This window comes from Shewanella sp. 1311, assembly GCF_059338235.1.
In genome coordinates this window covers 2040256-2055381 of the sequence record NZ_CM181686.1, presented here as the reverse complement: position 1 = coordinate 2055381, position 15126 = coordinate 2040256, and the positions used below count along the sequence as shown (strand labels likewise).

12 protein-coding genes are annotated in these 15126 nt (G+C 48.7%); 7 read left to right on the top strand and 5 right to left on the bottom strand.

Annotation, left to right across the window (positions count from 1 at the left end; genetic code table 11):
- Positions 1-475: 475 nt before the first annotated feature.
- Together uvrD and ubiA are read left to right on the top strand one after the other, a co-directional pair.
- A complete protein-coding gene (gene uvrD / locus AC5YB3_RS09290; protein ID WP_006084318.1) occupies positions 476-2644 on the top strand; it encodes a DNA helicase II in 2169 nt (722 codons plus the stop codon).
- 138 nt (positions 2645-2782) lie between these two features.
- Positions 2783-3643 (top strand): 4-hydroxybenzoate octaprenyltransferase, encoded by an 861-nt coding sequence (gene ubiA, locus AC5YB3_RS09285; protein WP_310801704.1) that lies wholly within the window; start codon positions 2783-2785, stop codon positions 3641-3643.
- On the opposite strand, the gene AC5YB3_RS09280 is transcribed toward ubiA, so the two are convergent.
- Positions 3640-4023, bottom strand: a complete 384-nt coding sequence (locus AC5YB3_RS09280) for a hypothetical protein (protein ID WP_494526996.1) — start codon at positions 4021-4023, stop codon at positions 3640-3642. The two genes, ubiA and AC5YB3_RS09280, sit on opposite strands and share 4 nt — an antisense overlap.
- A 323-nt stretch (positions 4024-4346) precedes the next feature.
- Complete coding sequence (gene torT / locus AC5YB3_RS09275; protein ID WP_494526995.1) at positions 4347-5024, bottom strand: TMAO reductase system periplasmic protein TorT; 678 nt, start codon at positions 5022-5024, stop codon at positions 4347-4349.
- A 298-nt stretch (positions 5025-5322) separates the two neighbouring features.
- Between torT and AC5YB3_RS09270 the strand changes: the two genes are divergently transcribed.
- From AC5YB3_RS09270 to AC5YB3_RS09255, 4 genes are all read left to right on the top strand, one after another.
- Complete coding sequence (locus AC5YB3_RS09270) at positions 5323-5718, top strand: VOC family protein (RefSeq protein ID WP_494526994.1); 396 nt, start codon at positions 5323-5325, stop codon at positions 5716-5718.
- Positions 5719-5752: 34 nt separating this feature from the next.
- A complete protein-coding gene (locus AC5YB3_RS09265; RefSeq protein WP_494526993.1) occupies positions 5753-6802 on the top strand; it encodes an NAD(P)H-dependent flavin oxidoreductase in 1050 nt (349 codons plus the stop codon).
- Between the two features lie 221 nt (positions 6803-7023).
- Positions 7024-7941: a TlpA family protein disulfide reductase gene (locus tag AC5YB3_RS09260; protein ID WP_494526992.1), complete on the top strand. Its 918-nt coding sequence runs from the start codon at positions 7024-7026 to the stop codon at positions 7939-7941.
- 85 nt (positions 7942-8026) lie between these two features.
- Positions 8027-9109 (top strand): AI-2E family transporter, encoded by a 1083-nt coding sequence (locus AC5YB3_RS09255; protein ID WP_011845652.1) that lies wholly within the window; start codon positions 8027-8029, stop codon positions 9107-9109.
- A gap of 3 nt (positions 9110-9112) precedes the next feature.
- On the opposite strand, the gene AC5YB3_RS09250 is transcribed toward AC5YB3_RS09255, so the two are convergent.
- The gene (locus AC5YB3_RS09250) at positions 9113-9409 is read right to left on the bottom strand and encodes a helix-hairpin-helix domain-containing protein (RefSeq protein ID WP_071940025.1); all 297 of its coding nucleotides are present in this window, start codon (positions 9407-9409) and stop codon (positions 9113-9115) included.
- Positions 9410-9514: 105 nt separating this feature from the next.
- The gene (locus AC5YB3_RS09245) at positions 9515-10093 is read right to left on the bottom strand and encodes a nucleoside triphosphate pyrophosphohydrolase family protein (RefSeq protein WP_126492866.1); all 579 of its coding nucleotides are present in this window, start codon (positions 10091-10093) and stop codon (positions 9515-9517) included.
- A gap of 218 nt (positions 10094-10311) precedes the next feature.
- Between AC5YB3_RS09245 and AC5YB3_RS09240 the strand changes: the two genes are divergently transcribed.
- Entirely contained in the window at positions 10312-12426 is a 2115-nt protein-coding gene (locus AC5YB3_RS09240; protein ID WP_494526991.1) for a M13 family metallopeptidase, read from the top strand.
- A gap of 51 nt (positions 12427-12477) precedes the next feature.
- Here the strand turns inward: AC5YB3_RS09240 and AC5YB3_RS09235 are convergent, their stop codons facing one another.
- Positions 12478-14871 carry a fatty acid cis/trans isomerase gene (locus AC5YB3_RS09235; RefSeq protein WP_494526990.1) on the bottom strand — a complete coding sequence of 798 codons (2394 nt, stop codon included), beginning with the start codon at positions 14869-14871 and terminating at the stop codon, positions 12478-12480.
- Between the last annotated feature and the right edge of the window lie 255 nt (positions 14872-15126).

Genomic DNA, 15126 nt, shown 5'->3' with positions numbered 1-15126 from the left:
AGAGTGCAGCACCTAAATTAACGAGCCACCATCTTTAAATTTACAGAGTGCATGCTTGTAAAAAGGGGTTCAGATTACTGTAGGGGCTGGCAAGATTAAGCATTGTCATGGAAGTGACCGTTGACGGCATGGATGCCGTCGTCGAGCCCTCAGGGATGAGTTAATGGCGTGTCACTGGAATGACAGTGCTTAATCGCTGAAACTGAATGATGAACACCCTCTTTATGAATAATTAATACAGCCTTGCATTTGCTCAATTCCTACCCTAAAAACAAAGATCTGTTACCGAAAAGCTGGATTCCCGCCCACAAGCATTGTGGGAATGACCAGTGCTTAATCAATGTCGTCATTACAACACAAGCGCAAAGCAAGATGCGGCAACATATCACTCACCTTATGGCTCTCGTCTTGTGGATCAAACGCGCAGGCGGGTTTTCTTCTGTTATAATGCCCCCTCGATTTTTTGGAGGCGAGAATGGACGTATCTTCTTTACTAGACGGCCTGAATGATAAGCAGCGCGAGGCTGTCGCGGCACCGCAATCTAGCATGTTAGTGTTGGCGGGCGCGGGCAGTGGTAAAACTCGGGTGTTGACCCACCGCATAGCGTGGCTGATGCAGGTTGAACAGCAGAGTCCTTACTCGATTCTCGCGGTGACATTTACCAATAAAGCTGCGGCCGAGATGCGCGAGCGAGTTGAAAAAGTCGCTGGCACCAATATGGGCCGCATGTGGATTGGCACTTTCCACGGCTTGGCGCATCGCTTGTTACGCACTCACTTCCAAGATGCGGGTTTACCGCAAAGCTTCCAAATCCTTGATTCTGACGATCAAGTGCGTTTGATCAAACGTATTCTTAAAAGCCTGAATTTGGATGAGAAACAATATCCTCCACGCCAAGCTCAGGGTTATATCAATGGTAAAAAAGACCAAGGATTACGCCCTAAACATATCGATGCAGGCGGTTTTCCGCTTGAGCAGAATCTGTTAAAAATCTATCAGGTTTACCAAGAGTCTTGCGATCGCGCAGGTTTAGTCGATTTTGCCGAAATCCTATTACGCGCCCATGAGTTATGGCTCAATAAGCCACACTTGTTGGCCCATTATCAGGACAGATTCAAGCATATTTTGGTGGACGAGTTCCAAGATACCAACGCCATTCAATATGCATGGATCCGTGTGCTCGCCGGTCAAACCGCCAATGTGATGATAGTGGGTGATGACGACCAATCGATTTACGGCTGGCGCGGCGCTCAGGTTGAAAACTTACATAGATTCTTAAAAGATTTCCCGACGGCGACCACGATTCGCCTCGAGCAAAACTATCGCTCTAAGGGTAATATTCTTAAAGCTTCCAACGCCTTAATCGCCAATAACCCAGAGCGTATGGGTAAAGAGTTGTGGACGGATGAAGCCGATGGCGATCCGATTTCGCTCTATTGCGCCTTTAATGAAATGGACGAGGCGCGCTTTATTGTCGGCCGAATTAATGATTGGCACGAAAAGGGCGGCAACCTCAGCGATTGTGCGATTTTATATCGTTCTAACGCTCAGTCGCGGGTATTGGAAGAAGCCTTATTACACAAAGGTTTAGCCTATCGAATCTACGGTGGTTTACGCTTCTTCGAACGCCAAGAAATTAAAGATGCCATGGGTTACCTGCGGTTGATCAATAACAAAGACGACGATGCGGCATTCGAGCGTGTGGTTAACACGCCGCCCCGTGGCATTGGTGATCGCACTTTGGATATTTTGCGCTCCACGGCGCGTCAACATGAGTTAACCCTGTGGCAGGCGAGTGTGCGTTTGCTCGACGAGAAAGTGCTTGCGGGCCGCGCGGCAAATTCTGTGCGTGGTTTCATGGACTTAATCATGACGATGCGTGAAGACACCCAAGATATGGTGCTGTATCGCATGGCCGATACTGTGATCCAAGCTTCGGGTCTTAAGGCCATGTATGAGGCCGAAAAGGGCGAAAAAGCCCACGCTAGAATCGAAAACTTAGAAGAATTAGTCACAGCGGCGCGTACCTTCGAAATGCCAGAAGAGCTGGAGGACATGGGCGAACTTAACGGTTTCCTCTCCCACGCGGCGCTCGAGGCGGGCGAAGGCCAAGCCGATGCCTTTACCGATGCGGTGCAGCTAATGACGCTGCATTCTGCCAAAGGCCTAGAGTTCACTATGGTGTTCATGGCGGGCGTAGAAGAAGGGATCTTCCCGAGTAAAATGGCACTCGAAGAGGGCGATAGACTCGATGAAGAACGCCGCCTCTGCTATGTGGGCATGACCCGCGCGATGGAAAAACTCTACATTACCTATGCGGAATCACGGCGCATTTATGGCCGCGAAGATTACGCTCGGCCATCGCGTTTTATCAAAGAGATCCCGCCGCAATATGTGGATGAAATCCGCCTCAAGGCACAGGTTTCAACCCCGATGGCGAATAATCGGTTTAGCACCCAAAAGTCGGCTGCCACAAACGATACCGGTTTTAACGTCGGCCAACGAGTCAATCACCCTAAATTTGGTGAAGGCAAGGTGACCAACTTTGAGGGCAGCGGTGCCCAAGGGCGCGTGCAAGTCAGCTTTACTGACTTTGGCAGCAAGTGGTTAGTAGTGGCTTACGCTCGTTTAGAAGCGCTGTGATGACTGACATCATCGCGATAAATGTCAGCTTTTTGTGACACGCTTTTAGGGTGTAAATTCGCATCGGGAGAAGCATGGGTATATGATGCTAAGCCTGAAAACGAGTGGAAACTTGAGGGTATTGGGAGTACCTAGTTAATGAATTTAAAGCGAAAGTGGGATGTGTATTCCCGTCTTACTCGAATCGACCGTCCCATAGGTACGCTATTATTGCTGTGGCCATGTTTGATGGCGCTAATGTTAGCTGCGGGTGGCATGCCGGATCTTAAGGTCTTGGTTATCTTCATTATTGGCGTAGTGATCATGCGTGCCTGTGGCTGCATTATTAACGACTATGCCGATCGCGATCTCGATTCTTTTGTTGAACGCACTCGATCACGCCCGCTAGCCAGTGGCGAAATCAGCACCAAAGAAGCGCTGATACTGTTCGTCATTTTAGGTTTATCCGCTTTTGGTTTAGTCTTATTACTCAATGGATTAGTCGTTAAACTATCCGTTGTCGGCATTATCCTCACGATTATTTATCCCTTCACTAAACGCATCACCAACATGCCACAGATGTTTTTAGGCATAGTGTGGAGTTGGTCTATCCCTATGGCTTACGCCGCACAAACGGGTGAAGTGCCGATGGAGGCTTGGTGGTTATTTGCCGCCAATTGGTGTTGGACTGTCGCCTACGACACTATGTATGCCATGGTCGATAGGGACGATGATCTAAAAGTGGGCATTAAATCTACTGCGATTTTGTTCGGTAAATATGATCGCCAAATCATAGGCTTATTCCAACTTGCCGCCTTGGCTTGTTTTATCGCCGCCGGTTGGAGCGCCGATCGTGGTTTGCTGTATGGTTTAGGTATACTGACTTTTGTCGGTTTTAGTACTTACCAACAAATGCTGATCTTTGATCGCAAACGAGCCCCTTGTTTTAAAGCTTTCCTCAATAATAACTGGGCAGGTTTAGCCTTATTTGTTGGGCTGGGTGCGGATTATTTGATTTAACGAGTACCGTTTATGCTGGGCAGATCCTGATGGATCATCCATTGATTTTCCGGCGCTAATATTTGTTCTAAATCGATTTGGTGGATGTTGTCTTGGGAGATGAGCTTGATAACAGGGCTCACTCTGTGGGGATAAGGCGCACCTTCGAGTGCGCGCACCGCGAGATCGATGGCAATTCGAGCCTGCAATACCGGTGAGTCACTGACTGTCGCGAGTAGCTGCTTTTTCTGTACTAATTCTATAGTTTGCGCATTAGAGTAAAATGCGATGACTTTGCCGGTTTGATTCCGGCGTCCATCTAAAAAGCGCGCCGCGAATGTGGCCGCCACCGCATTGGCAATTACATAATCTACGCTTTGTTTTGCAAGTACTTTTCGCACTAAATCTGCTTGAACAAATAACTCAGTCGTACCGTAACCGCCTTCAATTGTGTCGAACTCTTGTTTAGCTGCCGCTTGTCTAATACCAATCGTATTAAATATCTGTTCATTCAGCGGGAGTTCAACGCGCTTTAGACAAGGCGAAGGCTTGAAGGCATAGTGGTGCTCTGTCGAAAGCCTTAAACGCAGTATAAAGTGCGTTGAAACCCGCCCTTCGGGAGCCTCACAGGCATCCCACTCCCGTGTTGCATTGACTTAAAAGGGAATAACCATTTCTGCGTCAATGCGCCTAGGATTGAAATGTCTGTGAGGCTCTGAACTGATTAGATATTTAATGTGATTGGTATGAATCCTTGTTCCGCCGCCATCACCCAAGATGCACCCTTAGGCCCAGGAAACCACGCCACCTTAAGCTTAGGTGACTCCTGATTGATAGCTTCTCGCTGCTGCGCCGCAATATATTCTGTCGCTGCAACGGACATATCTTCAAAGCTGACTAAGGAGCGACTCGTGAGTTTGTCGGTCGCGATACCATTGACTAAATCGATAACCGGAATGCCCGCAGCGCTGAGCTGTTCAATGTCTGCAATCAGTCCGTCAGCGGTATTGGCGGCAATAATATAAGCTTGAGCCTTGAGTGCATAACAATCATGGAGTTGCTGTCTTTGCTGCTCAATCTTGTCATATCCACCAGCATCATAAATGCCAAGCGTTACGCCTTGGCGCTCGGCTTCTTGTGATAATCCAAAGGCGACGCCCCACCAATATTGATCTTTACCGTGGGGAAGTAAGGCACAGATCCGCCATGCTTGATTGGCCTTAGCGAGTGGCGTGTAGAGGGTCTTTTGACCGTCGGCAATGACATCGGCGGGATACCAAGCTGCCTGCACTGCAAAGACGAAACTACTGAGGATTAAGAGGAGGCAAATCCTGAGTGATCTGGCGAAGAATGCAGTCAAGTGCATAGGCTCATCATGGTAAGTGAACAGTGAACTAAGCATAGAACAAGGATCCGTAGTTGCTTAATCATAGTTAAATAAAGCTAATTTATTGTTTAATAACAAGCGTAAAGCAGTACTGTTATGGTTTGGCCGCAAAGATATAAAATGACTTAAACGCCGTGGGGCAACGCATCCGCAGGCTTTACGCTTTGGCTCGTTCACTGAATGCTTAAGTTTACATTTCACGTTGAAGGCTTAATTGCAGCGGGCTAGTTTTCGCCATAGTGCTTAGTCTATAGTCATTGGCTAATAGTGGCTTTCTATTGTCAACATCATGCTTGGGTAACAAGGAGTCGTTATGTTTATTCCGCCAGGATTTGCACGGGTTAGCCCGTATATGATTATCAACAATGCCGATAGTTCAGTAGCCTTTATGCAAAAAGCCTTTGATGCTAAAGCGCTACATATTTCCCATCGATTGGATGGCAAAATAGCCAATGCGCAGATGCAAATCGGCGACTGCCTATTTATGTTGAGCGAGGCGAGTGAAGCGTTTCCGCCAATGCCAGCATCCTACTATTTGTATGTGGAAGATGCCGATAAGTCAGTGGCTCAGGCGCTCGCTGCTGCGGGCGAGTTAATCATGGCAGTGGCGGATAAACCCTATGGCGATCGCCAAGGCGGAGTGCGTGATCCCGTGGGCAATCTGTGGTGGATCTCCCAACGTTTAGCCGCAGGGCCATATCAGGATTGATCGTCAAGTGATAACCAGTCAAAGGAGGTGATGTATGCCGTGCCAGTTAACCCGATTATTTGGAATCGAATTGCCGATTATTCAAGCGCCTATGGCGGGTGTTCAGGGCAGTGCCTTAACGATAGCCGTGTCGCAAGCGGGTGGGCTTGGCTCCTTGCCCTGTGCCATGTTATCCCTTGAAGCATTAGATGCCGCGTTGACACAGATCCGCGCCCAAACGACTAAGCCCATCAATGTAAACTTCTTTTGTCATCACGAGCCCGAACCGCAAGCGGCGAAACAAGCTGCATGGCTCAAGCAACTCGCGCCTTATTTTGCTGAGTTGGGTATCCATCCTGATACCCAAGCTGCGGGAGCACAACGCGCGCCCTACACGAGTGCTCAAGCTGAAGTGTTAGCCAAATTCAAACCTGAGGTTGTGAGTTTTCACTTTGGTTTACCCAACGAAGACTTGATGCTGGAGATAAAATCTTGGGGATCTAAGATCATCTCGACGGCGACCACAGTGGAAGAGGCGCTCTGGTTAGAAGCGCGTGGCGTAGATGCCATTATTGCGCAGGGCTTAGAAGCTGGCGGCCATAGAGGACATTTCTTATCCGATGATTTGACTGAGCAACTCGGCACTTTTAGTTTATTGCCGCAAATCATTGCCGCCGTTGATGTGCCCGTTATCGCCGCGGGTGGCATAGTCGATGCCAAAACCGTGCGCGCCGCCATGGCGATGGGCGCTTCGGCGGTGCAAGTTGGGACGGCTTATTTACTTTGTCCTGAATGCACCACCAGTGAGATCCATCGCGCCGCCCTGCAAAGTGAGGCGGCGCAGCATACGGCTCTGACTAACTTATTTTCTGGTCGCCCCGCACGCGGCATAGTGAATCGTTTTATGGCTGAACTTGGACCTATCAATAACGCAGTACCGGATTTTCCGCTCGCCTCCAGTGCCGTCGCAGGATTGCGAAGCGCCGCCGAGCAACAAGGGTTCGGCGATTTTAGCCCGCTCTGGTGCGGCCAAAATGCAACCGGCTGTCAGGCGATTCCCGCCGCAGAGCTCACCAAGCAATTGGCGTTAGGCTTGATAGTTTAAGATGTTGTATTAATAGGCCATTAATACTCATTGATATGCTCACCAAGGCTTACATTTTACATGGCTAAATTAGCGGCTTGTTAGTTTATACTCACTGGTTAAAGGTTGGCTGCTGGGTAGACTGTCGCTCCCTTTAATTATGTATTTTCTGTGTAAATGGCTGCAAATCACTGGCACCATAGTCGTGGATGCGAGTGGTCTATCAATTTAAGGAAAACACTATGTTGTTGCGTCAAATCATTGTTATGTGCCTTGCCGTCGTGAGTTTTGCTACGTTTGCGGGCGACAAAGCCTATCAAGATATCGCACTTAAAACCTATCCCGAACAGCAGCAAGTGACCTTAGGCAGTGTTGCGGGTGACAAGCCGATATACCTAAAGTTTTGGGCAACTTGGTGTCAGCCTTGTATGGAACAAATGCCGCATTTTGAAGCCCTGCAGAACAAGTATCAGGACAAGATTAATATCGTCGCAGTGAACATCAATATTAATGAAGAGCAGCCTAAGATCGCTGACGTTATCGCGCGCTTCGGGCTCACTATGCCCGTGTGGTTGGATAATGAAGGTGAGTTGGGGGTGGCTTTAGGCTTGGTCGGCACGCCCTATAGTGTATTAATCAATCGTGCCGGTGATGTGGTTTACACTAGCCACGAGTCAGACGCTAATTTAGATAAGTTTATCGATATGTTGGCGAATGGCCAAGAGTTGACTGCCCAGACCACTGAGGCGCCCAGTGCCGAACAAACGGCTAAGTTACTGAAGCCTTGGGAACAAGGTGAGCATTTACTCTTTTTCACTGCAACCTGGTGTGATTGGTACTTGGCTGAGAGCCGTCCAGAAATGTCGAAAGAGTGTATTGCCGTCCAAAAAGGCTTAAATAATCTCGCGCAAAAAGTGCCAAATAAAGCGTGGCACGGTGTGGTCAATCACCTGTGGACAGACGATAAAGCACTCGAAGATTTTAAGCAGCTTTATCAGACTAAAATCGATTTTAGTATCGATGAGTTAGGCGTGTTATTTAATCATTTTAAAATCCGCAATATCCCGACGTTACTGTGGGTTAAGGACGGGAAAGTCATTCAGCGCATTACCGATTTTAGTCAACCAGAGCAGCTCGTTAAGCAGCTTTCGGCTCAATAAGCTCATTCCAACTGTTAGGCTTTTGATAGAATGCCGAGTGTTTTCCATCTTATCGTTGGATTGTATTGTGGGGAGTGTTAGCACTATGACGCCGATTTTCAGTAATGCCGCGATTGGTCGTAGTTTGTTGATTTTGCTCTTATGTGCTGGCGTGTTCTTTTTTATCGACTTTTTAGTGCCTGCATTAGCCGCCTTGATTGTGTGTTTTTCGAGTTGGCCTCTTTATCAAAAACTATTGGCAAAATGCGGTGGTCGTTCGGCGTTGGCGGCAACCATTGCCCTATGTTGTATTGTGCTCGGGCTGATTATCCCGCTGGTGTTTGTATTTTCCTATGCGTTACAAGAAATTAGAACTTGGGTTGATTGGTTGGTGTTTACTAACCAACATGGTTCGCCCGTGCCCTTGTGGATCAAAGATTTACCTTGGATGGGTGAATGGTTAACCCTGCAATGGCAGCAATTTATCGGTGAACCCCACGAGCTAGGCAAGATTATCAGTGCCATCAGTGGTCAGAATCTGAGTGGCATTTCCCGCTGGGTGCTGCAATTGGGCTGGAACACGCTAGGCCTGCTACTGACCTTACTTTTTATGTTGATCACTTTGTTTTTCCTCTATAAAGATGGCGAGCAAGTGGCCAAACAGTTAGATATTGTCGGCGAGCGAGTATTGCCCGCCCGCTGGCATAGCTTCTCCCGTGTGGTGCCTGCGACGGTCAGTTCGACTGTGATCGGCATGACGCTTATCGCGATCGGTGAGGGCATAGTGCTGGGGATCGCCTATTGGATTGCGGGTGTGCCATCGGCCGTGGCTTTTGGGGTGTTAACCGCCTTTATGGCCTTGGTTCCCGGCGGCGCGCCAACCATGTTTACCTTGATTTCACTCTATCTTGTCGGCACTGGCGATATGACGGCGGGCGTCGGCTTGTTCCTTTGGGGCAGTATAGAGCTGTTTATTGTCGATAAAACCCTGCGACCTAATCTTGTCGGCGGGCCGATTAAATTGCCATTTTTACCGACTTTTTTCGGTTTGATCGGCGGCGTGAAAACCATGGGTTTTGTCGGTTTGTTTGTCGGCCCAGTATTGATGGCCTTGCTGGTGGCGATTTGGCGGGAATGGTTAAGGGAAGAACCTGAAATAATACAAAGTGATAAACAGGCGGGAAGCTAAAAGCTAAGGTTTAGTCTGCCCTAAGGTATTTTTGCGCTCATCGGTGTAAAACCACCAAGGTTGAGCATCTTCGCCCGCCATAAAACGGGTAATGGAGATAAACACATCGATCATGCATGGGTCGTGTCGCTGGCCCGTTTTGTCACATAGAGTTCGATACAAGTCGTAGGGATTTTGCCCCAGCAGTTGCTCAGGTTTATCTATACCAAGCAAACGTAAATCCGCCGCACAAGCTTTGCCAATATTCGGCAAATCAGTTAATTGCTTCACCTCGGCACGCACCACTTTTGCAGGATTCATACGGATTGCCTCGTTAAAACACACGCTGAAAAGTCATTACTGCTGGATAATTGCTCTGGCGAAATAAGAGCCTGCAAATAACAGGCTCTAAAAAAGCTATCAAATCTAGGCTTTAACCAGTGTAGTCAGATCTGCAGGGCGGTAGTAAACCGATTTTAGTACCTTGCCTTGGCGAACTACTTTACCCGCCATCTCCACATCTTTAGCGCATTTGGCTATGATGAAGTCGCCTTGTTGACTACCAACAATTTCAACACCTTGCTTAGCATAAAAGGCAACTGTCTCAGCCAGTTCTTGCTCGTTGCGGCACACTTTACTCATATTGCTTGAATGGACTTCGTCCCAGCAGCGAATAAAGTCGATTTCACGGTTTTTAGCGACGCAAAGCAACAAGTCGATTAAGTAACTGATTTCGAGTCTATCCGTCATGGCTTGCGCGCCTAAATGCACTAAACGCCCCATTAACACATACACAGAATCAACGATGGCATCGGCTTGCTCGATACGGCTATCGGCTTCTGCTAGTTCAGTTAACTCTTCAATAATCAATGAAGTATGTAAGGTGTCGGCCTTGTCATCTAAGGAATCAACATCACTAACAGGCAAGTCGAAGGTGCTACGAAACTCACTGATATCACGATATAAGTGGTCATAAATAGGTTGAGTTAAGCTGGTGAGTTTCATCTGGATTGCCTTGGGATCAATAAACAATAAGTAGTTGGCGGCAATTTTAAAGAAATGCGCCGCAGAATACAAAGTTCAGGCTGCCTCAGTAGACTGGCTCAGAATGTTTGCATTAACTTTTTATCATAAAAAGTGGCTTTGTTTTACTTCTTCATTCAGAGCCAGTTACACTGCCAAACCTAGGATAAATACAATAATAAAAGAAAGAGGAGTCATTCATGTCGGACCGTCTTATTCCCGCGCTGTTACTGTCTACTTCAGTACTGACGGGGCTCAATGCTTGCAGTGATAACACCACAGAAAACACAGTTAAAACCAGCGAAAGTGCATCTAAAAGCCAAGACGTTGCCGCTCAAATGCCGGTAGGTATTAATGTCGCGGCTATGTCGCCAACCGTAAAACCTGGGGATGATTTTTATACCTACGCCAATGGCGAGTGGATGAAAACGACGATGATCCCAGCCGATCGCTCCAGCACTGGCGCTTTCCTTGTTGCCTTTGAAGCGACCGAAAAGCATAAAACCAGTTTGATTGCCGAACTGGTAAAAGCGCAGCATACGGCGGGTAGCGACGAAGCGCGTATCGCCGATTTCTACAAGGCTTACACAGATACTGCCGCCATTGATGCCGCAGGAATGAAACCTGCTGAGGCGGATATCGCCCGTTATGAGGCCATTGCGAGCAAGCAAGATTTATCCGCAGCATTAGGTGAAAACCTGCGCGCCGATGTTGACCCTCTCAACGCGACCGATTTCCATACCGAAAACCTGTTTGGGATCTTCGTCACCCAAGGTTTAGCCACGCCGGGCGAAGTTTTGCCTTACTTTTTGCAGGGCGGTTTAGGTTTACCTGAGCGCGAATACTATCTGTCTGCCGATCCTAAAATGGCCGACATTCGCAGTGCTTACCGTGCTTACATTGAAACCTTGCTCAAAGATGCGGGCGTGAGCGATGCCGCTGCCCGTGCCGATCGTATTTTTGCCCTTGAGAGCAAGATCGCTGCCGCCCACGCTAGCCGTGAAGATAGTGAAGATTTCGCTAAGTCTTCGGGCGTGTGGAGCCGTGCTGACTTTGATGCCAAAGCACCGGGTATCGACTGGACAGCCTTCCTCGCGGCAGCGCAATTGGGCAATCAGCCAAAATTTGCAGCCTACCATGCTACGGCGATTACGGGACTTTCTGCGCTGGTGGCCTCTGAGCCTTTAGAAGCTTGGAAAGATTGGCTCGTGTTCCACCAGATCAACAGTCATGCCGATGTGTTGCCATCGGCTATCGACAACGCTTCGTTTGCCTTTAATGGCACTAAGCTTTCTGGCACGCCAGAACAGCGCGGCCGCGATAAACGTGCCTTAGCGGCACTCGATCAATACCTTGGTGATGCCGTAGGCCATGCCTATGCCGAGCAATATTTCCCTGCTTCGGCCAAGGCTGAAGTCAGCACTATGGTAGATAACATAGTGGCCGCTTTTGGTCAGCGAGTGGAAAAACTCGATTGGATGGACCCTTCCACTAAGAAAGAAGCCCTAGCAAAAGTGGCGACTATGGCTGTGGGCGTGGGTTATCCCGACAAATGGCGCAACTACGACAGCTATGCTGTGACGGCGACTAATGCTTACGCGAATGCCATCAATGGGGAAAAAGTAGAGTACAGCCATCAGCTGGCCAAGATTGGCAAACCAATGGATAAAGGCGAGTGGTGGATGACACCGCAAGTGGTGAATGCGGTGAACTTGCCCGTGCAAAATGCGCTTAACTTCCCTGCGGGTATTTTACAGCCACCATTCTTCGATGCTAAGGCCGATGCGGCTTACAACTATGGTGCGATTGGTGCTGTGATTGGCCATGAAATCAGCCATAGTTTTGATAACAATGGTGCGGCATTTGACTCGACTGGCGCTATGCGTAACTGGTGGACGCCAGCTGACTTTGCCCAGTTTGCTAAGCAAGGCGATGCCTTAGCTCAGCAGTTTGATACCTATGCGCCTTTCCCAGATTTACACGTGAATGGCAAGCTGACCTTAGGTGAAAACATTGCCGACGTGGCGGGTTTAGCCGCGGCACTCGATGCGTACCATGCCTCGCTTAACGGTAAAGAAGCCCCAGTGATTGAAGGCTTTACGGGCGATCAACGCTTCTTTATCGGCTTTGCGCAAACCTGGGCCACTAAGATGCGTGATGAAGCGCTGCGGGCTCGCGTAGCCACCGATGGCCATGCACCCGGCATGTACCGCGCGCTGACAGTGCGTAACTTAGATGCTTGGTACAGCGCATTCGATGTTAAGCCTGGCGACAAGCTGTATTTAGCGCCAGAAGATCGCGTTAAGATCTGGTAAGTTTACTGGGTGGATTTGAAAGCAAGGGGAACGCTAGCGTTCCCCTTTTTATTAACGATTTTGCAGGCGGTTGTAATCCAGCCAACCGCTTTCTATCGGGTGATTGTCGAAAAATATCTGATTGAGTTTGTCACTAAAGGCCCAAAATGTAGGATCGCTACGGCGTACAGCCGCAATATCGAGCAGTGCCTCATAGTCTTTCTCGGTTTGCATTTGCTCTACCGCCGCGACGATTTTCGGTAAGTCCTGTTCTTTCACCAGCCAGAAGGCTTCTGGGTAACTGCCCAATAAACCATGCACTAAGGTGACATCATCCTTTGCGGGTTCGCGGTTGCTGGCCTCATTAAACAGGCTCGAAATATTACGATGGGCGCTATTGCGAACTAAGGTAAAGACCTCGGCTTTACCCGCTTTTTCAGGCTCGACCATGATCATGGTTAGCTCAGGTAACAGGGTCGCTTGGGTGCCTTTTAATCGACCTAATGCCTGCAACAGCGCCTTGCTGTTGGCTTGCAAGTTACTGTTTTCTATTTGATATCGATTCGGCTGTACCTTAGCGACTTTCTGCCCGAGTTTTTGATACAGTTCGCCCTTGAGGTCATCGCTATAGTAGAGCACGCCCGTGGGCTGATTAAAGGTGTTGATATCCCCCGCGATAAACGCCGTGAGCTGAGTGCCAGCCCCTTGATACCAATCACTAAACTGTTTGCGCCTTTCCTCCTGCGGTAACAAAGTTAGGAAATTTGATTCCCCCTCCATGCGTAAAAAATCCATGTATAAGCGAGTTAATAGCTGGTGGCCGTAGTTACCATACACATCGAAACCCGCGACCAGTAAATAGTGAATACGCTCCAGTAAGGCGTAATCGATAATCCAAGCGGTTTTGGGCGGCTCACCGACTAAACCTTTGACCACAGTGGCATTATCGAAGTGGCGAAACACTGTCAGGCTAGCATTATCATTGTTGTCGTCGCCATCCCAGAGCCCGTCTATGGTGAGGTGTTGGCCGTTTTTAAACTTCTCGTTTAAGAACTGATTACGCGCCCGCATGTACTTGCCTTGCTTGGCGGCATATTTCACCCAAGTTACGGCGAGTGCAGTGCTTTCTTCCTCCGCAGGCATACGTAGGTTTTCAATCTGGGAATGGTAGAAGGTCCTAAAATCCGTGTCGTCCATATAATCTGGGGTAACAAAGTACACCCAGAATCTGTCGTTAATCACATTGAGCGCCACTTGACCACGGCACACTGGGCCTTTGATAAAGCCCATAATGGTGTCTTGGGCGCGGTTCAGCATAAAGCGATAGCGCGCACCGGCAGGAATTTGAATAAAGGCTTCGAAGGGATTGGCCGCAATACTCGGCTGGTAGCTCGGCAGCTGAGTCACTGAGTAATCTGCATCGATAAACCATTGCTGCCAGTCGTGCAGCAAGCCAGTATTTAAGGCATAGGGGATATGAGTTTTATCGACTATGGTCGCTCGATAAGGTCGAAAACGGTAATAGACACGCTCCACCTTAGGATCGTCGAAGGGGCGGCGGGAGGCGATAATATCCAGCGCTTGCCCCGGCGGCGTCCTCGAACGGACTAACTCGAAAAATAGAGGCTGGGCGTTCGGCTGATTTAAAGATTCAAAATATAAGTGGAAGGCAAACAAATGCTCGTAGATGTAGCGTGCGCTTAATTGGCTCTTTAAACTGTCGCCGTTTAAGAACGCCTCCCAATGGGTGATTTCCGTTATAAACTCAGGGGCAAGCGACGGCGAGAATGGCAACGGCGCACCTTGTTCGAGCCAGTGCATCAACACTTGATGTTCATTCGCATTCAATGCTGGCAAGCCATAGGGCATGCCCGAAAACGGTTGGCTTTGCTCGTATTTGTCCATTTCCTCTAGGCTGGCGCATTGCTGAACTCTGTCGAGGCTGAAATCAAAACGCTTATCTAAAATCTTGTCTTCGGGCAGGGGATGCATTTGCTTAAGCGTGAGCATTCTGGCCAATACTGAGGCTTGGGTATTGGCTTCTGGGGTTTGATTGCGCTCGTTCAACATGGGATAAAACCCACGTTGACGCCAAGTTTCTGGGGTAAAGGCATCGACAAATAAGCGATTAGGTGTGGCGGCGACTAAACGTGTGCCTTGGTAAACTTTTTCCTTACTCGCCCCGCGTTCTATGCCTTCGCTTGAGGTCATTTTGAGCTGGCAGGGAGCATCGTAGCAGGCATGGCACACCACGCAGCGGCTATTGAGGATTGGTTCAACTTCTTTGTGCACAAATTCGGCCTGTTGAACAAATTGGTTGTTAAGCTGTGCATTCTCGACGCGCTTTTGCGGTGAGCTAGTGCCAAACAGAGTATTGAAATCGATTTGCGCTACACTGGCACAACCCGTTGCCAACAGCGCTGTGGCCAATAACAACCTTTTCCATATTCTTTTTATCGCGTCCATTCACGACTCCTTTATTTGCCACCTAGCAGAGTTAGCCATTTAGCCCACTGATCAGCATCACTTTAGCAGAAGAGTGTGTTGGATCTAAAATTTACAGCCTGATTTTATCCTAGCTCTCACTTAACTTATGCCGCAGAGTTTTGGCGACATCCAAGGAACTTAGGTAAGATAGCGACCATAAAAGTGTGCCTGTGATGGCTGTGTTAATCGCTCAAGTCACGGTTGTGGTAATACCCATGTGGCAATCACAATGTG

Bases quoted from the DNA above. Each gene is read 5' to 3' on its own strand.
- AC5YB3_RS09255 (WP_011845652.1), top strand. From the start codon at position 8,027: ATGACGCCGATTTTCAGTAATGCCGCGATTGGTCGTAGTTTGTTGATT.
- uvrD (WP_006084318.1), top strand. From the start codon at position 476: ATGGACGTATCTTCTTTACTAGACGGCCTGAATGATAAGCAGCGCGAG.
- torT (WP_494526995.1), bottom strand. From the start codon at position 5,024: ATGCTTAGTTCACTGTTCACTTACCATGATGAGCCTATGCACTTGACT.
- AC5YB3_RS09250 (WP_071940025.1), bottom strand. From the start codon at position 9,409: ATGAATCCTGCAAAAGTGGTGCGTGCCGAGGTGAAGCAATTAACTGAT.
- AC5YB3_RS09265 (WP_494526993.1), top strand. From the start codon at position 5,753: ATGCCGTGCCAGTTAACCCGATTATTTGGAATCGAATTGCCGATTATT.
- AC5YB3_RS09240 (WP_494526991.1), top strand. From the start codon at position 10,312: ATGTCGGACCGTCTTATTCCCGCGCTGTTACTGTCTACTTCAGTACTG.
- AC5YB3_RS09260 (WP_494526992.1), top strand. From the start codon at position 7,024: ATGTTGTTGCGTCAAATCATTGTTATGTGCCTTGCCGTCGTGAGTTTT.
- AC5YB3_RS09270 (WP_494526994.1), top strand. From the start codon at position 5,323: ATGTTTATTCCGCCAGGATTTGCACGGGTTAGCCCGTATATGATTATC.
- AC5YB3_RS09235 (WP_494526990.1), bottom strand. From the start codon at position 14,871: ATGGACGCGATAAAAAGAATATGGAAAAGGTTGTTATTGGCCACAGCG.
- AC5YB3_RS09245 (WP_126492866.1), bottom strand. From the start codon at position 10,093: ATGAAACTCACCAGCTTAACTCAACCTATTTATGACCACTTATATCGT.
- ubiA (WP_310801704.1), top strand. From the start codon at position 2,783: ATGAATTTAAAGCGAAAGTGGGATGTGTATTCCCGTCTTACTCGAATC.